This is a genomic window from Sphingomonas sp. SORGH_AS_0438 (assembly GCF_031453475.1).
Lineage (GTDB): Bacteria > Pseudomonadota > Alphaproteobacteria > Sphingomonadales > Sphingomonadaceae > Sphingomonas.
In genome coordinates, this window is the sequence record NZ_JAVIZS010000001.1 from 3,118,583 (window position 1) to 3,136,076 (window position 17,494).

Consider the following 17,494-nt stretch of genomic DNA (forward strand, 5'->3'; position numbering starts at 1 on the left):
GGCTGCTGACGCGTCAGCCCTCCGCCAGCGCCAGCGCCGCGTCCGCGATCTCGCGGGGCGGGCGCAGCGCACCGTCCGTCATCGTCGGCAGCGTCGCCCAGCGGCCGATCAGCGCATCGCCGCCCGCCACCATCGCCGCATAATTGGCGCGCACCCGCTGTTGCAGCGCCTGGTCCGCCTCATAGGCGTCGAAGGTCGCATCGGTATAGCTGCGCTGGCGCTTGCGGCGGATCAGGTCGCGCGCGACATCGGCGGGCGTGTCGAGATAGATCGACAGGTCGGGGCGCGGCAGGCCGAACTGCTCGACCTCCAGCCGCGCGATCCAGTCCATCAGCGCGGGCGCCTCCTCGGCCGGCACCTGCGCCGCCTGATAGGCCATGTTGGAGGCGATATAGCGGTCGAACACCACCAGGTCGTGCGCCGCCGCCGCCGTGGCGATCGCCGCCGCCGACTCGAACCGGTCGAGCGCGTACAGCACCGCCGCCGCGCGCGGCGAGGCGGCATGGGGCAGCCGCCCGGCCAGATAGTCGCCCAGCACATGGCCGCCGATCGTGTCGGCATAGCGGGGAAAGGACAGGAGGGTGGCGCTGCGCCCGGCATCCCGCGCCAGCGCGACGATCTCCGCCGCCGTGGTCGCCTTGCCCGCGCCGTCGCCGCCCTCGATCGCCAGCAGGAAGCCGGTCATGACTGCATCCGGGCGTGGTGGCGGATCACCTCGTCGATGATGAAGCGCAGGAACTTCTCGGAGAATTCCGGGTCGAGCTGCGCTTCTTCGGCCAGGCGGCGGAGCCGGGCGATCTGCCGTTCCTCGCGCGCCGGATCGGCGGGGGGCAGGCCCTTTTCCGCCTTGTAGACGCCGACCGCCTGGGTGACGCGGAACCGCTCCGCCAGCATGCACACCAGCGCCGCGTCGATATTGTCGATCGACTGGCGATATCCGCTCAGCACATCGTCGCTGGTGGACGGGGTCGGGGCTGGGTTCATGGCTCGGGCTCCTTCCGCCGCCCTTTGCGATATGTGACCTCCGGATTCCATGTTTTTCGTGTGACGGTAAAACTTGCGTTCGTGCGCGCGGACGGCCACTTGGGCGGGGATGACCGCGACCGTCCACCGCCTCAAGACCACGGCCCCCTCGCTGGAGCCGATGCTGCAGCTCGTCGCCAGCGACATGGACGCCGTCAACGCGGTGATCGTCGGCCGGATGCAGTCCGACATTCCGCTGATCCCGGAGCTGGCCGGCCACCTGATCGCGGGCGGCGGCAAGCGGATGCGGCCGATGCTGACGCTCGCGAGCGCGCAGCTGATCGGCTATACCGGCACCCGCCACCACCGCCTCGCCGCCTCGGTGGAGTTCATCCATACCGCGACGCTGCTGCACGACGACGTGGTCGACGGGTCGGACCTGCGCCGCGGCCGGCGTACCGCCAACATCATCTGGGGCAATCCCGCCAGCGTGCTGGTCGGCGACTTCCTGTTCAGCCGTTCGTTCGAGCTGATGGTCGAGGACGGCAACCTGAAGGTGCTGAAGATCCTGTCCAACGCCTCCGCCGTGATCGCGGAGGGCGAGGTCAACCAGCTGACCGCCGCGCGGCGCGTCGACCTGGGCGAGGATCGCTATCTCGACATCATCGGCGCCAAGACCGCGGCGCTGTTCGCCGCCGCCTGCCGCATCGCGGCGGTGGTGGCGGAACGGTCGGAGGCGGAGGAGATGGCGCTCGACGCCTATGGCCGCAATCTCGGCATCGCCTTCCAGCTGGTCGACGACGCGATCGACTATGTCTCGGATGCGGGCACGATGGGCAAGGATGCCGGCGACGATTTCCGCGAGGGCAAGATGACGCTGCCCGTCATCCTGGCGCATGCGCGCGGATCGGCCGAGGACCGCAAGTTCTGGAAGGACGCGGTCGAGGGGCGGCGCGACACCGATGCCGACTTCGCCCATGCCGTCACCCTGATCCGCCAGACGCGCGCGGTCGACGACACGCTGGCCCGCGCCCGCCATTACGGCCAGCGCGCGATCGATTCGATCGCCGGCTTCGCCGACGGTCGCGCCAAGGATGCGATGATCGAGGCGGTCGAGTTCGCGGTCGCCCGCGCCTATTGATCGATCCCGCCCCGCCGGTTGACAGAGCCGGCCCGGGGGACCAGAGGCCGGCTTCGGAGTGACGGTCACTCCGTTTCGGAAGCGAGAACATGTCCAGCGACAGTTCCAGTAGAGCCGCACGCTCCTCGGTGGTCGCCCGGTAGCTTTCGTCCGGCTCGCCCGCCTGCGGATCGTGCGGTGGCGAGGTTGAGACGATGACGAACGATCCCATCGCCGGCGCGCGGGCCGGCATTGCCTTTCTCCAGGCGGCGAACGGTCCGGCCCCCTATCCGGCCGATATCGCCGAGCATCTGAGCCGCGAGACGCCGCAGGCCGCCGCCGCCATGCTGCGCACGCTCGACCCCGCCGATGCGGTGCGGGTGCTGGAACAGCCCGAATATCATGGCGCGGCACGCACGCTCGCCGCCCTGTCCTTCGCCGAGAGCGCGACGCTGATCGCCGCCATGGCCGAGGATCGCGCCGCCGACCTGCTCGCCGACCTGCCGCCCGGCGATGCGGAGGCGGTGCTGGCGCTGCTGCCGCCGCCGGTCCGCCAGTCGCTGCGCCGGTTGCTGGCCTGGCCGACCGACAGCGCGGGCGGGCTGATGACGACCGAGTTCGTCGCCGTGGCGGAGGGGATCACCGTCGCCCAGGCGCTGGACCATATCCGCACCGTCGAGCGCAGCCGCGAGACCATCTATGCGCTCTACCTGCTCGACCCCGCCGGCCGGCTGACCGGCGCGCTGTCGCTGCGCCGGCTGATCGCGGCCGAGCCCGATTCGATCGTCCACGACCTCGCCCCGCCCGATCCGGTGACGATCGCGCCCGATGCGGACCGCGAGGACGTGGCGCGCCAGATCGCGCGGCACGACCTGCTGGCGGTGCCGGTGGTGGACGCGCATCGCCGGCTGCTCGGCATCGTCACGGTCGACGACGTGCTCGACGTGATCGTCGCCGAGGCGACCGAGGATAGCGAGCGGTTCGGCGGCGTCGCCGCGCTCGGCCGCCCCTATCTCGACACCGGCTTCGTCGCGATGATCCGCAAGCGCGCCGGCTGGCTGTGCGCGCTGTTCCTGTCGGAGATGCTGACCGCCAGCGCGATGCAGCATTTCGAAAGCGAGCTGGAACGCGCGATCGTGCTGACCCTGTTCATCCCCCTCATCATGAGCTCGGGCGGCAATAGCGGCAGCCAGGCGACCTCGCTCATCATCCGCGCGCTGGCGCTGCATCAGGTGCGCCTGCGCGACTGGTGGCGCGTGGCGTTCCGCGAACTGCCGACCGGGCTGGTGCTGGGCGCGATCCTTGGGCTGGTCGGCATGGCGCGGATCGCGCTGTGGCAGGGGCTGGGATTCTATGACTACGGGCCGCACTGGCCGCTGATCGCCGCGACGGTGGGAGCCGGGCTGATCGGCATCGTCACCTTCGGCTCGCTGGCCGGATCGATGCTGCCCTTCGCGCTGCAACGGCTGGGCTTCGACCCCGCCAGCGCCTCCGCGCCGTTCGTCGCGACGCTGGTCGATGTCACGGGGCTGGTGATCTATTTCTCGATCGCGCTGGTCATCCTGCACGGCACGCTGCTGTAGCGTGCCGTGCCGGGGGTAATCAGTCCTCCGCCGCGATGCGGATGCGCAGGCCGTCGAGCGCATCGGTGAAGGGGATCTGGCAGGACAGGCGCGAGGTGGCGTCGCGGTCGCTGGTCGAATCGAGCAGGTCGTCCTCGTCCATGCTCATCTTGGGCAGGCGGTCGGTGAAAGCGGGGTCGACATGGACGTGGCAGGTCGCGCACGAACAGCAGCCGCCGCACAGCGCCAGCAGCTCGTCGATGCCGCCGTCGCGGATCACCTCCATCACCGAAAGGCCCGATTCGCCAACCAGTTCGCGTTCTTCCCCTTCGCGCGTCGTGACGATAAGCGTGGGCATCATGCAGTCTCCAGATCTTCGCCGCCGTCATGGCGTCCGCATCGCCAGCGATCAAGCGTCATGGGGCTGAGCGCCGAGCAGCTTCGCACCGGACTGGACGCGCTGGGCGCGGTCGAGCCGGCGATCGCGGCGGCGCTGGCGCGCATCGGCTATCCGGAACCGCGGATCCGCGAGCGCGGCTATGCGACGCTGCTGCGCACGATCGTCGGGCAACAGGTCAGCGTCGCCTCCGCCAATGCGGTGTGGCGGCGGCTGGACGAAATGCTGGGCGATGCCGGCGACCCGGCGCGGGTGATGGCGGCCAGCGACGAAGACCTTCGCGCCGCCGGCCTGTCGCGGCAGAAGAGCGGCTATGCGCGCAGCCTGGCGGATGAGGTGACGAGCGGCCGGCTCGATCTCGCCAACCTGCCCCAGGATGACGAGGCGGCAATCGCGGCGCTGGTCCGGGTAAAGGGGATCGGCCGCTGGTCGGCCGAGGTCTATCTGCTGTTCGCGGAGGGGCGACCGGATATCTGGCCGGCGGGCGACCTGGCGGTGCAGATCGAGATCGGCCGAATCCTGGGCCATGACGCACGGCCGAGCGAGGCGCTGACCCGGTCGCTGGCGGAGGCGTGGCGGCCGCATCGCGGCGCGCTGGCGATCTTCACCTGGCACCATTATGGCGCCGGCCCGGACGCCGCCCCCGTCTGATCGGGCAGGCGGCGCGCCGGGGGATGCGGTTCAGCCAAAGGCGACGGTGGCGTGGCGGCGGCGATAGCGGGCGCAGGCGCCCAGCATCGCGAAGCCGACCAGCATCATCGCCCAGCTCGACGGCTCGGGCACGGCGGTGGCATAGCCGATGACATTGTCGATGCCGAAGGCGGTGCTGGCATCCGCGCCGCCCCCATTGTCGAGGCGGTAGAAGCCCAGTGCCTCGATCGGCGTATCGAAGCTGAAGCCCAGGAAGCCGGCCTCGTTCAGGCTGCTCAGCGTGAAGCTGCCCATCTCGCCCGTGTCGGTCAGGAAGCCGACGGTTTCGCCCGCATCGTTGTTCGTGCCCAAGAAATAGGGACGCAGGTCGAAGCCGAGTGCCTGGGTGGTCGAGGTGAAGCTGAAGACCGTGGTGACCGCCATATCCGCCAGCACTTGGACGAAGGCGGAGCCATCGACGCTGCCGATCGTGCCGGCATCGAAACCGGTCACCGGTGCGATCTGATCGACATTCTCGCCGTTCTCGCCCGACACCTGGAAGATCATCAGCGGCGCGGTGCCGCCGGAGAAATCGGTGGTGTAGGCCGGCGTGCCGGCCAGACCGACGAACTGCGCGCGATCGGTGAAGATGGTGGCGGCCTGCGCCGTCGCGGGCGCGATCATCGCCGCCGCACCGATGGCGGCGATCGCCCATGGCTTGAAATTCGTCATGTCCGACTCCCGTGTTGCTGGAGCCGTTAATGCCGGGGAAAGGTTAAGTACCTGTTACCCATCTGGAACGATTGGCTATTCCGCCGCCCAGCGGGTCAGCAGGCTATGCGCGATCGCATAGGGCGGCGGCGGCACGAACGGACCGGGCGCGCCCGCCAGCACCGCCCGCACGACCGCGCGGGGAACCCAGATCGCGTCCTCCAGCTCGGTCGTGTCGATCGCCAGCCGGTCGCTGGTGGCGGTGGCGATGCAGGCGATCATCAGCGATGACGGGAAGGGCCAGGGCTGGCTGGCGACATAGCGGACATCGGTGACGGCGATGCCCGCCTCCTCCGCCACTTCGCGCGCCACCGCCTCCTCGATCGATTCGCCCGGTTCCAGGAAGCCGGCCAGCGCCGAATAGCGGCCGGGCGGAAAGGCGGGCTGGCGGCCGAGCAGCGCGCGGCCGTCATGCTCGGCGATCATGATGACGACCGGGTCGACGCGCGGGAAATGCTCCGTCCCGCAATGCGGGCAATGCCGTCCCCAGCCGGCGCGGAACGGTGCGGTGGCATGGCCGCAGACCGCGCAGAAGCCATGGCGCGCATGCCAGTCGAGCACCGAGCGCGCCGCCGCATAGGTCGCCGCCTCGCCCGCCACCAGCGCGTGGAGCGCGGCGATCATCTCGAACGAACGGCCCCGCGCGGGCCGGCCGGTGATCGCGGCGAAATGCGGCACACCCGCCTCGTCCAGCCCGAGCAGCACCAGCGGCTCCGCCGCCCGGTCGCCCAGCGTCGTCCAGCCGAGCCGCCCGCCGTCCATCGCGGGGGCGTAATCGTCCAGGACCAGCAATCGCGCGCGCGGATCGGCCATCGCCGCCGCGAAGCGGGCCGGATCGTGGCGGATCGGATCGGCGCGGTCGAGCAGACCGCCGGTGAAGCCGATCATTCGCCGTGCAACCGCTTGGCATCGCGGAGCAACGCCGCGCCGACCTGTTCCGCCAGCGGCACGTCGCCGCCCATGATATTGACCATCACCGTTCCTCTGATTCCCCGGGTCGGATCGACCCAGCCGATCGATCCCGCCGCCCCGGCCCAGCCGAATGCGCCCTTGCGCGGCCCTCTGGCTTCGTCGGTCAACCGCACCGATCCGCCCGCGCCGAAGCCCTGGGCCGCGCCCGGCCTGTCGCCGGCGACCATGCCCGCGCCGCCGAAGACGACGCCCGCCGGCAGCAGGTTGGACAGGGCGAGCCGCACCGTCTCCGCCTTCATCACCCGCACGCCGTCCAGCGTGCCGCCATTCTGGAGCATGTGGAGGAAGCGGTCGTAATCGCGCGCCGAGGAGACGAGGCCGGCCCCGCCATAGGGGAAGCTGGGAGGCGTCAGGAACACCGAGGTCCGGCCGGGATCGAGCGGTGCCAGCGTCGCACCGATCACGGCGTAATTGGTCGCCAGCCGGCCGGCATCCCCGGCCGGCACGGTGAAGACGGTCGAGTCCATCTTCAGCGGCGTGAAGAAGCGGGTCTGGAGGAAGCGGTCGAACGGCATCCCGCTCGCCACCTCGATCACCCGGCCCAGCACGTCGAACCCGATCGAATAGCGCCAGCGCGTGCCCGGCTCGGCGATCAGCGGCACGGTCGCGACCCGGTCGGCGAATTCGGCGAGCGTCGCGGGGCGGGTCGCGCGCATCTTGGCCTCGGCCGTCGCGTTGATCGCCAGCGGCACCAGGCCCAGCCGCTCATATTCGCGCAGCAGCGGCCCATGCGCGTTGATCGAATAGCCCAGTCCCGATGTATGGGTCAGCAAGTGGCGGATGGTGATCGCCCGCCTGGCCGGCACCGACTCGAGGCTGGTGTCGGGATGGGTCAGGACGCGCATCTTCGCGAAGGCCGGGATGTACTTCGCCACCGGATCGTCGAGGCCGATCCGCCCCTCCTCGACCAGCTTCATCACCGCCATTCCGGTGATCGGCTTGGTCATCGAATAGATGCGCCAGAGTGTGTCCGGACCGGCGGCGGGCGCAGCGGACGTATCGGCGATCCGCCCCGCGGTCACGAACAGGGTGGCCGAGTCGCCGCGCCCGAACGCGCCGACGATCCCCGGCATCCGACCCTCGCGGACATAGGAATCGAACAGGGCCTGCGTATCGGCGAGCAGCGGCCGGGCCGGGTCCTGGGTGACCGGCGGGGTCTGTGCCACCGCCGGCGCAGCGAGCGTCAGCCACAGGGGAAGCAGGCGGATCATCCTGGTCACGTCATGCTCCCATCGTCCAAGGCCTCCGCCGCCATGACCGCCTGCGCCGCCTTGGCGAACAGCGTCGGCAGGCCGGCGGCGGCGAGGTCGGCGACCGGCCACCATTCGCCTGCGCCCTGCGCCTCGCCGCGTCCGACCGCAAGCGCCAGTGTCAGGTCGAAATGGGTGAAGCCATGTTCGACCTTGCCCCCCAGCATCCGCCAGTTGATCGCGGCGGGCGCCTCCGCCAGCGCGGGCGCCGGGTCGGTCCAAGGGCCGGTCGGCAGCGCGCGCATCCCGCCGAGCAGGCCCCTGTCGGGCCGCCGCACCAGCCAGACCGAGCGCGCGCCCTCCCGCCGTTCCAGCCAGAAGATCGTGCCCTGGCGGCGCGGCTTGGCCTTCTTCGCGGCCTTGACCGGCAGGCGCGCGGGATCGCCCGCCGCAAAGGCCTCGCAGGATTCGCGCAACGGGCAGAGCAGGCAGCGCGGCTTGCGCACGGTGCAGAGCGTCGCGCCCAGGTCCATCATCGCTTGCGCGAAGTCGCCGGCGCGCGCGTCCGGGGTGCTCCGGTCGGTCGCCACCCGGATCGCCGGCCGCGCCGCCGGCAGCGGCGTTTCGATCGCGAACAGCCGCGCCACCACCCGCTCGACATTGGCGTCGACCACCACCGCCCGTTCGCCGAACGCGATCGACGCCACCGCCGCCGCCGTATAGGCGCCCAGCCCCGGCAGTCCGAGCAGCCCCGCCTCGGTGCGCGGGAACCCGCCCGCCGCCGCCACCGCCCGCGCCGCCTTCACCAAGTTGCGGGCGCGGGCATAATAGCCGAGCCCCGCCCAGGCGGCCATGATCGCCTCGTCCGGCGCGGCGGCCAGCGCCTCGACGCTGGGCCAGCGCTCGGTCCATTCGCGGAAGCGCGGGGCGACCGCCGCGACCGTCGTCTGCTGGAGCATCACCTCCGACAGCCAGACGCGATAAGGGTCGGGCGTCTCGCCCGGTTTCGCGCGCCACGGCAGGTCGCGGGCATGGGCATCATACCAGTCGAGCAACCGGTCGGCGATCGAAGAGCGCTTGGCGTTCACCGCCCGCCTATGGCATGGGACACGCCATGAGCAAGCATCCCGGCACGCCCCCGGCCGGAAGTCCCCCGAAAACCGCCAAGCCTCCCAAGGCCATAAAGGCCAGGCCGGAGGCCGAACGGTCCAACCGCTCGCGCGCGGTGTCCGAACTGCTGCCCGCGATCGGCGGCGCGGCGTTCCGCCGCTTCGGCTTCGTCCAGTCCTCGATCGTCAGCCGCTGGCCGGAGATCGTCGGCGAGCGACTCGCCCGCGCCTCGATGCCCGAATCGATCCGCTTCCCCGTCGGGCAGAAGCAGGACGGCACGCTGACCCTGTGCGTGCGCGGCGCGCATGCGCCGATGATGCAGCATGTCATTCCCGAGATCGTCGAGCGGGTGAACCGCTTCTTCGGCTATGCCGCCATCGCTAGGGTGACGATCCGCCAGGGCGAGATCGCCGCGCCCGTGCCGCGCCGCGCCCCCGCCTCGCTCCAGCCGCGCGCCGTGCCGGTGGAGATGGGCGAGGGGCTGAAGGCGATCGCCGATCCCGAATTGCGTGCCGTGCTCGAATCGCTTGCCGCCGGAGTCGCCGCGACCCGGGGCCTACCAAGGGTGTCCTGATGCGTCTGTTGCCCGTTGCGCTTGCCTTGCTCGCCCTGCCCCTGACGCTCGCCGGTGCCGCGCCGGTGCGTAACTGGCCGGCGACCGCGACGATGAACGCAGACGGCGCCTATGTGATCGGCAATCCCGCCGCCAGGGTGAAGCTGCGCGAATGGGCCAGCTATACCTGCCCGCATTGCGCGCATTTCAGCGCCGAGTCGGAGCCGGTGCTGGCGAACCGCATGATCCGCTCGGGCTCGACCAGTCTGGAGGTGCGCCACCTGGTCCGCGACCCGCTCGACCTGGGCGCGGCGATCCTGACGCGCTGCGCCGGGCCGCGCGGCTTCGCGGGCGCGCACCGGGCGGTGTTCGCCGCGCAGGACCAGTGGTTCAAGAAGGGCGCGGACTATGCCCAGGCCAATGCCGAGCGGCTGGAGAAGCTGCCCAATCTGGTCGCGGTGCGCCAGCTGGCCGATGGGGCCGGGCTGACTGCGATCCTGACCGCGCGCGGGCTGACCCCCGGCGCGATCAACGCCTGTTTCGCCGACCAGAAGGCGGTCGACCGGCTGCTGGCGCTGAGCAATGCCGTCCCGGCCGAGGTGACCGGCACGCCCAGTTTCTACATCAACGGCAAGCTGATCCCCAACGCCACCTGGGTCCAGCTGGAACCCGCCCTTCGCGCCGCCGGCGCCAAGTAAATGCCAGGAGCCATCATGAAGTTCGCGCCCCTTCTTCTCGCCCCCCTTCTCGCGGCCGCCGCGCTCTCCGCCTGTTCGGGCCAGAGCGGCTCGGGTAATGACAGCGCGCCCGCAGCCCCCGTCGCCGCCACCGCGCCGCCCGCCGGCAAGCAATGGACCGACGTCGTGTCGAAGACGCCCGAGGGCTATGTCGTCGGCAACCCCAATGCGCCGATCAAGGTGGTGGAATATGGCTCGCGCCTGTGCCCGGCCTGCCGCGCGCTGGCGACCGAGGGCTTCGCGCCGCTGATGAAGAACTATGTCGCGCCGGGCAAGATCAGCTTCGAATTCCGCGAGTTCCTGATCCACGGGGCGTCGGACCTGCCGCCGGCGCTGATCGGCGGTTGCGGCGGCCCTGCCCCCTTCTTCCCGATGCTGGAGCAGATGTACGCCAACCAGAACGCCTTCCTCGACAAGTTGCAGGCGCTGCCCAAGCCGGTGCAGGACCAGATCCAGGCGGCCAAGCCGCAGGACGCGATCCGGATGCTGGGCGAGCAGATGGGGATCATCGACTTCGCCAAGCAGCGCGGCATCCCCGAGGCGAAGGCGCGCCAGTGCCTGTCCGACATGACCCGGATCGACGCGCTGACCAAGCAGACCCAGGACAAGGGCGCGGACGGCACCGTCACCGGCACGCCGACCGTGATCGTCAACGGCACCAAGGTCGAGGGCTTCGGCTGGGCCGATGTCGAAAAGGCGCTGAAGCGCGCGGGAGCCTGATCGACCCATCCGGTCCTGCCGCCCGTGCGGCAGGGCCGACGCCCGACGCCATGACCTCGACCCGACATCGTCCGCACGGCGCGGCGCGCGCGTGAGCATCGGTGCGCCCTCCCATTGGGCGGCGCGCCTGCACGCCTTTGGCGCGCGCGTCCGCGCCACCGAATTGCTGTTCGTGCTGGTCGCGGTCGTCATCGGCATGGGCGCGGGCCTCCTCACCGTCCTGCAAGGCGCGCTGGCGCGGACGGTGCAGCATCTTCTCTACCGGATGCCCGGCCCGATGCGGCTGAGCGGCATGCCCCAGCTCGCCTGGTGGCAGTTGCTGATCCTGCCCGTCGGCGGATGCGTGCTGGTCGGGTTCAACCGGCTGGTCGGGGCGCAGCGCCGGGCGCTGGTCGACACGGTGGAGGCCAATGCGCTGCATGGCGGCGTGCTGTCCAGCCGCGACAGCGCCATCGTGTCGGGGCAGACCATCCTGTCGAACGGCTTCGGCGCGTCGGTGGGGCTGGAGGCGGCCTATGCACAGCTCGGCGGCCTGATCGCCTCGCTGGCCGGGCGGTGGCTGCGGTTGCGGCGGATCGACATCCGCACGCTGGTCGGGGCCGGCGCGGGCGGCGCGATCGCGGCGGCGTTCGGCGCGCCGCTGGCGGGCGCCTTCTACGCGTTCGAGGTGGTGATCGGCGCCTATACGCCCGCCACGATCGCCCCGGTCGTCGCGGCGTCGCTGGCCGGCGCGCAGGTTGCCCAGCGTCTGGGTGTCGTTCCCTATATCGTCGATGTCGGTCGGGGTCCGGCGATCCAGACCTTCGGCTATCTCGTCTACGGGTCGCTCGGCGTGCTGTGCGCGGCGATCGGCATCGCGCTGATGCGCATGGTCGGGGCGACCGAGGCGCGCACGCGCGCGCATCTGCCCGGCTGGTCGCGGCCGATCGTCGGCGGCGTGCTGATGGCGGGGCTGGCGGCGATCTCGCCACAGGTGCTGTCCGCCGGGCATAGCGCCTTGCATATCGATCTGGTCCAGGCGCTGCCGCTGGCGGTCGTCGCGACGCTGCTGGCGACCAAGGCGCTGGCGTCGATCGTGTCGCTGGGCTTCGGCTTTCGCGGCGGCCTGTTCTTCGCCTCCCTGTTCCTGGGGACGCTGGTCGGGCATTTCTATGCCGACGCGCTCGCGGCGATCGCCGGCGTGGAGGTCCTGGACGCAGGCAATGCCGCGATGGTCGGCATGGCCGCACTGGCGGTGGCGGTGATCGGCGCACCGTTCACGATGACGATGCTGGTGCTGGAGGCGACCGGCAATTTCAGCCTGACCGGCGCGGTGCTGGCCGCGTCGCTGGTGTCCTCGACGATCGTGCGGCAGTTCTTCGGCTATTCCTTCTCCACCTGGCGGCTGCACCTGCGCGGGGAGACGATCCGCAGCCTGCGCGACGTGGGATGGGTCAAGTCGCTGACGGCGGGGCGGATGATGCGGCGTCAGCCGAACATGATCGCCGGCAGCGCCACCGTCGCCGAATTCCGCCGCCGCTTTCCGCTGGGGGCGACCAAGCGCGTCATCCTGCTCGACGCCACCGACCATTATGCGGGCATCGTCGACCCGGTCGCGGTGCATGACGGCATGGTCGGCGCGGACCGGCCGGTCATCGACCTGGCGCAGGGGCGCGACCAGGTCCTGCGACCGGACATGGACATCCGGGCCGTCATGGCGCTGTTCGACGCGACCCGGCGCGAGGAACTGGCGGTGGTCGACGATCAGGGCAATGTGCTGGGCCTGGTGACCGAGGCGCATGTCCGCCGCCGCTATGGCGAGGAGGTGGAGAAGAGCCAGCGCGAACTGTTCGGCGAGGCCTGACGCCCCGCCCGGCCGGTCCGCCCGGCTATGCCGCGAACAATTCCAGCTGCTGCTTCTTCTTCGGCGCGACCAGCGGCTTCAGATCCTCACGCTCGGCCAGCGACACCGGCCGCCAGTCCTCGGCGATCAGGAACGGGCGCAGCTTGGCGATCGACACGGTCAGCCGCGCGACATCGTCCAGCCGCAGCCGCCGCCAGCGCCGGCTCGCCAGGATCGCGTCGACCGCCTTCACCCCCAGGCCCGGCACGCGCAGCAAGGCCTCGCGCGGGGCGCGGTTGACGTCGACCGGGAAACGGTCGCGGAACTTGAGCGCCCAGGCCAGCTTGGGATCGATGTCGAGCGGCAACATGCCCGTCTCCGCATCCGCCGCCGCGACCACCTCATGCGGCTGATAGTCGTAGAAACGCATCAGCCAGTCCGACTGGTAGAGGCGATGCTCGCGCATCAGCGGCGGCCGTTGCAGCGGCAGCACCGCCGACGCGTCGGGGATCGGGCTGAACGCCGAATAATAGACGCGGCGCAGGCCGAACCGGTCGTAGAGCGTCGACGCGCGCAACACGATATCGCCATCGGTCGCGGCATCCGCGCCGACGATCATCTGGGTCGACTGCCCGGCCGGGGCGAATTTCGGCGCATTGCGATATTTCTTGCCCGCATCGCGCTGGTCGGCGATCGCGCCCTTCACCTCGGCCATCGCGCCCTCGATCCGGGCGCCGTCCTTCTCGGGCGCGAGCCGCTTCAACCCGCCCGCCGTCGGCAGCTCGACATTGATCGAGACTCGGTCGGCATGGAGCCCGGCCTGGTGGATCAGCTCGGGATCGGCGTCGGGAATGGTCTTAAGATGGATATAGCCGCGGAAGTGATGATCCTCGCGCAGCGACCGCGCGACCTCGACCATCTGTTCCATCGTATAGTTAGGCGACCGGATGATCCCCGAGGACAGGAACAGCCCCTCGATATAGTTGCGCTTGTAGAAGGAGATGGTGAGGTTCACCACCTCCTGCGCGGAGAAGCGGGCGCGGCGGACGTTCGACGACTTGCGGTTGATGCAATAATGGCAGTCGAAGATGCAGCTGTTGGTCAGCAGGATCTTGAGCAACGAGATGCAGCGGCCATCGGGCGCATAGGCATGGCAGATGCCCATTCCCTCGGTCGAGCCCAGCCCCTTGCCGTCGCGGCTGTTGCGCTTGGCGGTGCCGGACGACGCGCAGGACGCGTCATACTTTGCGGCATCGGCGAGAATCGCCAGCTTTTCACGGGTGTCGAGCTGCGCCATCCCGTTCCAAATATGTTCTGACGCCCCCGGTCGCAAGGCGCGACCCGCCCGCCCGGTAACCTGCTTTACCGCAGGGGAAGGCGGAAAAAAGGGGGGCGACCCGTGGGGCCGCCCCGTAGTTCAGGGAATGTGTCGCGCGGACAAAAGGGGGAGAACCGCGGCGACCGTCTCCTTCTGACAGCCAGATGTTGCGAAACTATGTCCGTGGCGCGAGAAAGTGTAACCGGATGTATCCTATTCGGCGGCGAGCAGCGTTTCCGCCGCCTGGAGATCGACCGAGACCAGCCGGCTGACCCCGCGCTCGATCATCGTCACGCCGAACAGGCGGTGCATCCGGCTCATCGTCACCGCATTATGGGTGACGATCAGGTAGCGCGTATCGGTATCCTGGACCATGCGGTCGAGCAGCCCGCAGAACCGGTCGATATTGGCATCGTCCAGCGGCGCGTCGACCTCGTCCAGCACGCAGATCGGCGCGGGGTTGGTCAGGAACAATGCGAAGATCAGCGCGACGGCGGTCAGCGCCTGTTCGCCGCCCGACAACAGGGTCAGCGATTGCAGCCGCTTGCCGGGTGGCTGCGCCAATATCTCCAGCCCCGCCTCCAGCGGATCGTCCGAGTCGACCAGCGCCAGATGCGCCGCGCCGCCATCGAACAGGGTCGCGAACAGCCGCCGGAAATGCGCGTCCACCGCCTCGAACGCGGCGCGCAGCCGTTGCCGCCCCTCGCGGTTCAGCGTTGCGATCGACCCGCGCAGCGCCGCCACCGCCTCGCCCAGTTCGACGCGTTCCGCCGCGGCGCTGGCCCCCGCCGCGTCCAGTTCGGCCAGTTCGCGCTCGGCGACCAGATTGACCGGGCCGATCCGCTCGCGCTCCTGCACCAGCCGCTCGTGCATGGCGGTCTCCGCCGCCGGATCGCCCACCTCCGCGCCGGCGAACCCAAGTCGCTCGGGCAGCACCGGGGCGGGGCATTGGAAACGCTCACCCGACAGGCGACCGATCTCGACCCGGCGCTGCTCCTGGCTCTCCACCCGCGCCGTCGCCGCCGCCCGCGCCTCGCGCGCCGTGCCCAGCCGGTCGATCGCCTGGCGGTGCGCCACCTCCGCCGCGTGGAGCGCCGCCTCCGCCGTCGCCTCGGCGGTGGCGAGCAGGTCGGCCGCGCGGCGGTCATCGTCATGCGTGGCGGTCAGCGTGGCGATCCGTCCGGCCAGGGCGGCCGGCTGGTCGGCGAGCGACTCGGCTTCGGCGGCGATCTCGGCATCGCGGTGATCCATCGCGACGATCCGCTTCGCCGCCTCGCCCGCGCGGGTGCGCCAGTCGCGCGCCTCCGCCTGTGCCGCGACCAGCCGCTCGCGATCGGCCGCCAGCCGCCGGTCGAGCGCCTGGCGCGCGGCCTGCGCCTCCATCACCGCCATGCGCCGCTGCGTGGCCGTATGGCGCAGCGCCTCGACCTCGGCGGCGATGGCGCGCCCGTCCGGCAGGGCGGCGACGGTGGTTTCGGCCGCCGCCTGTTCCGCCGCCGCCTCCGCCCGCTCCCCGGCGATGCGCGCGGCACGCTGGTCCAAATCGGCGCGCTGCCCGGCGAGCCGATCGAGCGCGGCGGCGGCGCTGTCCTCCGCCCGCCCCGCCTCGCGCATCGCCTGCTCGGCGCGCGCCAGCGCATCGCGGGCGGTGCGCGCCGCGATCCGCGCGGCCTCGATCGCCGCGTCCACCTGCGCCCGCGCCGTCGTCGCCCGGTCGAGCGCCTCGACCGCCGCCGGACGCGCGTCGCGGAGCCTGGTCAGCCGGTTCAACCGTTCCAGCCGTTCCGCCGCCGTCGCGCCCTGCCCGCTGGCGCGATAGCCGTCCCAGCGGCGCAAGGCCCCGTCGCGCGTCACCAGCCGCTGCCCGACCGCCAGCGCCTGTCCGGCATCCGTCGCCGCCACCAGCACCTGGCGCAACCGGCGGGCGAGCAGCGGGGGCGCGGCGACATGATCCGCCAGCGGCTCGCTACCCGGCGCGGGCCCCGGATCACCCGGCTCGACCGCCATCGGCATCCACACATCGGGACTGGATTCCAGATCGTCGCCCAGCGCCGCGCCCAGGGCACGCTCATAGCCGGGGGCCGGCACCAGCTGGTCGATCAGCCGGACGCCGCCGCTGCGCCTGGTCGCCCGCTCCAGCGCCGCCACTTCGCTGTCGAGCGCCGCCAGATCGGCCCGCGCGGTCGCACGCGCCGTCTCCGCCGAATCGCGATCGGCCATGCCCGCCCGCTCGGCCGCCTCCGCCGCCGCCTGCGCCTCGCGTGCCGTCTCCGCCGCCAGTCCCGCTGCCGCGCGACGCTCGGCCGCCGCCTCGCGCTGCGCGGTCAACGGCGCGGGCAAGGGCAAGGCAGCCAGCGCCGCCGCCGCCTGGACCGCCTCGCGCTCGACGCGCGCCAGCCGGGTCGCCGCGGCCTCGCTGGCGGCGCGCGCCACCCGCGCCTCCGCCACTTCGCCCGCCTGCCGGCTCATGCCCTGCGCCAGCGCCACCTCGGCATCGCGCGCGGCCCGCTCCGCATCTTCCAGCGCGGCGACCCGGTGCGGCGCATCCTGCTCGCCAGCGGCGATGGCGGCGGCCAGCGCCTCCCCCTCCGCCGCCAGCCGGGCGAGCGCCGCCGCCGCATCGCCGGCCAGCGATCCCTCGCGCGCGCGGTCCTCGGCCAATCGCATGGCCGCCGCCGCCAGATCGGCGATGCGGCGCTCGACCGTCTGCCGTTCGCCGGTCAGCGCCGCCAGCGCATGCGCCGCCTCCGTCACCCGCTCCCGCGCCGCCAGCGCCGCGCCGCGCGCCGCCGCCACCTCGGTCGCCGCGCGACGCTGGGCCGCGGCGTCGGACTGTTCCGCCGCCGCCGCCGCCTCCACCGCCGCCGTACAGGCCCGCGCCGCCGCCTTGGCCGCGTCCGCCTCGGCCGCGGCGGCGCGCCAGCGGGCGAAGATCATCCGCGCCTCCGCCAGCCGGATGCGGTCGGACAGCTGGCGATAGCGTTCGGCGGCGCGCGCCTGTCGCCGCAGCACGGCGGCGCGCGCCGCCTGGTCGGCGAGCACCGTGTCGAGCCGCTCCAGATTGGCCTCGGTCTGGCGCAACCGCGACTCCGCCTCGCGCCGGCGGACGTGCAGGCCGGCGATCCCGGCCGCTTCCTCCAGCATCGCGCGACGCTCGGCCGGCTTGGCGGCGATCACCGCGCCGATCCGGTTCTGGCTGACCAAAGCGGGCGAATGCGCACCGGTCGCGGCATCGGCGAACAACAGGCCGACATCGCGCGCCCGCACGTCGCGCCCGTCGATCCGATAGGCGGAGCCCGCGCCGCGTTCGATCCGCCGCACCACCTCCGTCTCGCGGCCGTCGACCTCGGCCAGGATCGATACTTCGGCGAAGTCGCGCGGCGGGCGCGTCGCGGTGCCGGCGAAGATCACGTCCTCCATGCCGGACCCGCGCATCGACCGGGCGCTGTTCTCGCCCATCGCCCAGCGCAGCGCCTCCAGCAGGTTCGACTTGCCACAGCCATTGGGTCCGACCACGCCGGTCAACCCGTCGCGGATCACCAGATCGGCGGGTTCGACGAAGCTCTTGAAGCCGGCCAGGCGAAGGCGGGTGATCCGCATGGGATGCGGATGTGGCGCATCGGCCGCCG

General features: G+C 71.5%; 16 protein-coding genes. 7 read left to right on the plus strand and 9 right to left on the minus strand.

Translation table 11 applies throughout. The annotated features are described in order from the left end of the window. Positions 1 to 13 precede the first annotated feature (13 nt). Together QE452_RS14650 and QE452_RS14655 are read right to left on the minus strand one after the other, a co-directional pair. On the minus strand, positions 14 to 685 hold the full coding sequence (locus tag QE452_RS14650) for a thymidylate kinase (protein WP_309659511.1): 672 nt from the start codon (positions 683 to 685) through the stop codon (positions 14 to 16). After that, positions 682 to 984 carry a chorismate mutase gene (locus QE452_RS14655; RefSeq protein WP_309659510.1) on the minus strand — a complete coding sequence of 101 codons (303 nt, stop codon included), beginning with the start codon at positions 982 to 984 and terminating at the stop codon, positions 682 to 684. Before QE452_RS14655 ends, QE452_RS14650 begins: the two co-directional genes overlap by 4 nt. Positions 985 to 1,093: 109 nt before the next feature. On the opposite strand from QE452_RS14655, the gene QE452_RS14660 reads away from it, so the two are divergent. Then, on the plus strand, positions 1,094 to 2,104 hold the full coding sequence (locus QE452_RS14660; RefSeq protein ID WP_309659509.1) for a polyprenyl synthetase family protein: 1,011 nt from the start codon (positions 1,094 to 1,096) through the stop codon (positions 2,102 to 2,104). A 194-nt stretch (positions 2,105 to 2,298) separates the two neighbouring features. Continuing rightward, positions 2,299 to 3,666, plus strand: a complete 1,368-nt coding sequence (gene mgtE / locus QE452_RS14665; protein ID WP_125995950.1) for a magnesium transporter — start codon at positions 2,299 to 2,301, stop codon at positions 3,664 to 3,666. 19 nt (positions 3,667 to 3,685) lie between these two features. Here the strand turns inward: mgtE and QE452_RS14670 are convergent, their stop codons facing one another. Beyond that, positions 3,686 to 4,003 carry a 2Fe-2S iron-sulfur cluster-binding protein gene (locus tag QE452_RS14670; RefSeq protein WP_309659692.1) on the minus strand — a complete coding sequence of 106 codons (318 nt, stop codon included), beginning with the start codon at positions 4,001 to 4,003 and terminating at the stop codon, positions 3,686 to 3,688. Between the two features lie 60 nt (positions 4,004 to 4,063). On the opposite strand from QE452_RS14670, the gene QE452_RS14675 reads away from it, so the two are divergent. Then, positions 4,064 to 4,693: a DNA-3-methyladenine glycosylase 2 family protein gene (locus tag QE452_RS14675; protein ID WP_309659508.1), complete on the plus strand. Its 630-nt coding sequence runs from the start codon at positions 4,064 to 4,066 to the stop codon at positions 4,691 to 4,693. A gap of 30 nt (positions 4,694 to 4,723) precedes the next feature. Here QE452_RS14675 and QE452_RS14680 read toward each other — a convergent pair whose 3' ends face one another. The 4 genes from QE452_RS14680 to QE452_RS14695 form a co-directional block, all read right to left on the minus strand. Next, positions 4,724 to 5,404 (minus strand): PEPxxWA-CTERM sorting domain-containing protein, encoded by a 681-nt coding sequence (locus QE452_RS14680; RefSeq protein WP_309659507.1) that lies wholly within the window; start codon positions 5,402 to 5,404, stop codon positions 4,724 to 4,726. Positions 5,405 to 5,479: 75 nt separating this feature from the next. Then, the gene (nudC, locus tag QE452_RS14685; RefSeq protein ID WP_309659506.1) at positions 5,480 to 6,331 is read right to left on the minus strand and encodes an NAD(+) diphosphatase; all 852 of its coding nucleotides are present in this window, start codon (positions 6,329 to 6,331) and stop codon (positions 5,480 to 5,482) included. Then, positions 6,328 to 7,626 carry a serine hydrolase domain-containing protein gene (locus tag QE452_RS14690; RefSeq protein ID WP_309659691.1) on the minus strand — a complete coding sequence of 433 codons (1,299 nt, stop codon included), beginning with the start codon at positions 7,624 to 7,626 and terminating at the stop codon, positions 6,328 to 6,330. The genes nudC and QE452_RS14690 overlap by 4 nt, the downstream gene beginning before the upstream one ends. A 5-nt stretch (positions 7,627 to 7,631) precedes the next feature. Further along, entirely contained in the window at positions 7,632 to 8,693 is a 1,062-nt protein-coding gene (locus QE452_RS14695) for an A/G-specific adenine glycosylase (protein ID WP_309659505.1), read from the minus strand. 26 nt (positions 8,694 to 8,719) lie between these two features. Here QE452_RS14695 and QE452_RS14700 point away from each other — a divergent pair, with 26 nt between their 5' ends. The 4 genes from QE452_RS14700 to QE452_RS14715 all read left to right on the plus strand — a co-directional run bounded on the left by QE452_RS14700 (position 8,720) and on the right by QE452_RS14715 (position 12,568). Beyond that, a complete protein-coding gene (locus tag QE452_RS14700) occupies positions 8,720 to 9,289 on the plus strand; it encodes a DciA family protein (RefSeq protein WP_309659504.1) in 570 nt (189 codons plus the stop codon). Beyond that, complete coding sequence (locus QE452_RS14705; RefSeq protein WP_309659503.1) at positions 9,289 to 9,966, plus strand: thioredoxin domain-containing protein; 678 nt, start codon at positions 9,289 to 9,291, stop codon at positions 9,964 to 9,966. The genes QE452_RS14700 and QE452_RS14705 overlap by 1 nt, the downstream gene beginning before the upstream one ends. 15 nt (positions 9,967 to 9,981) lie before the next feature. Further along, complete coding sequence (locus QE452_RS14710) at positions 9,982 to 10,725, plus strand: thioredoxin domain-containing protein (RefSeq protein ID WP_309659502.1); 744 nt, start codon at positions 9,982 to 9,984, stop codon at positions 10,723 to 10,725. Between the two features lie 97 nt (positions 10,726 to 10,822). Continuing rightward, complete coding sequence (locus QE452_RS14715) at positions 10,823 to 12,568, plus strand: chloride channel protein (RefSeq protein ID WP_405052805.1); 1,746 nt, start codon at positions 10,823 to 10,825, stop codon at positions 12,566 to 12,568. Between the two features lie 25 nt (positions 12,569 to 12,593). Here QE452_RS14715 and QE452_RS14720 read toward each other — a convergent pair whose 3' ends face one another. Together QE452_RS14720 and QE452_RS14725 are read right to left on the minus strand one after the other, a co-directional pair. After that, complete coding sequence (locus QE452_RS14720; RefSeq protein WP_309659500.1) at positions 12,594 to 13,844, minus strand: putative DNA modification/repair radical SAM protein; 1,251 nt, start codon at positions 13,842 to 13,844, stop codon at positions 12,594 to 12,596. A 234-nt stretch (positions 13,845 to 14,078) separates the two neighbouring features. Further along, positions 14,079 to 17,465 carry an AAA family ATPase gene (locus QE452_RS14725; protein ID WP_309659499.1) on the minus strand — a complete coding sequence of 1,129 codons (3,387 nt, stop codon included), beginning with the start codon at positions 17,463 to 17,465 and terminating at the stop codon, positions 14,079 to 14,081. Positions 17,466 to 17,494 lie beyond the last annotated feature (29 nt).

Coding starts and splice junctions, on each gene's coding strand:
- QE452_RS14650 (WP_309659511.1), bottom strand. CDS start 685: ATGACCGGCTTCCTGCTGGCGATCGAGGGCGGCGACGGCGCGGGCAAG.
- QE452_RS14655 (WP_309659510.1), bottom strand. CDS start 984: ATGAACCCAGCCCCGACCCCGTCCACCAGCGACGATGTGCTGAGCGGA.
- QE452_RS14660 (WP_309659509.1), top strand. CDS start 1,094: ATGACCGCGACCGTCCACCGCCTCAAGACCACGGCCCCCTCGCTGGAG.
- mgtE (WP_125995950.1), top strand. CDS start 2,299: ATGACGAACGATCCCATCGCCGGCGCGCGGGCCGGCATTGCCTTTCTC.
- QE452_RS14670 (WP_309659692.1), bottom strand. CDS start 4,003: ATGCCCACGCTTATCGTCACGACGCGCGAAGGGGAAGAACGCGAACTG.
- QE452_RS14675 (WP_309659508.1), top strand. CDS start 4,064: ATGGGGCTGAGCGCCGAGCAGCTTCGCACCGGACTGGACGCGCTGGGC.
- QE452_RS14680 (WP_309659507.1), bottom strand. CDS start 5,404: ATGACGAATTTCAAGCCATGGGCGATCGCCGCCATCGGTGCGGCGGCG.
- nudC (WP_309659506.1), bottom strand. CDS start 6,331: ATGATCGGCTTCACCGGCGGTCTGCTCGACCGCGCCGATCCGATCCGC.
- QE452_RS14690 (WP_309659691.1), bottom strand. CDS start 7,626: ATGATCCGCCTGCTTCCCCTGTGGCTGACGCTCGCTGCGCCGGCGGTG.
- QE452_RS14700 (WP_309659504.1), top strand. CDS start 8,720: ATGAGCAAGCATCCCGGCACGCCCCCGGCCGGAAGTCCCCCGAAAACC.
- QE452_RS14705 (WP_309659503.1), top strand. CDS start 9,289: ATGCGTCTGTTGCCCGTTGCGCTTGCCTTGCTCGCCCTGCCCCTGACG.
- QE452_RS14710 (WP_309659502.1), top strand. CDS start 9,982: ATGAAGTTCGCGCCCCTTCTTCTCGCCCCCCTTCTCGCGGCCGCCGCG.
- QE452_RS14720 (WP_309659500.1), bottom strand. CDS start 13,844: ATGGCGCAGCTCGACACCCGTGAAAAGCTGGCGATTCTCGCCGATGCC.
- QE452_RS14725 (WP_309659499.1), bottom strand. CDS start 17,465: ATGCGGATCACCCGCCTTCGCCTGGCCGGCTTCAAGAGCTTCGTCGAA.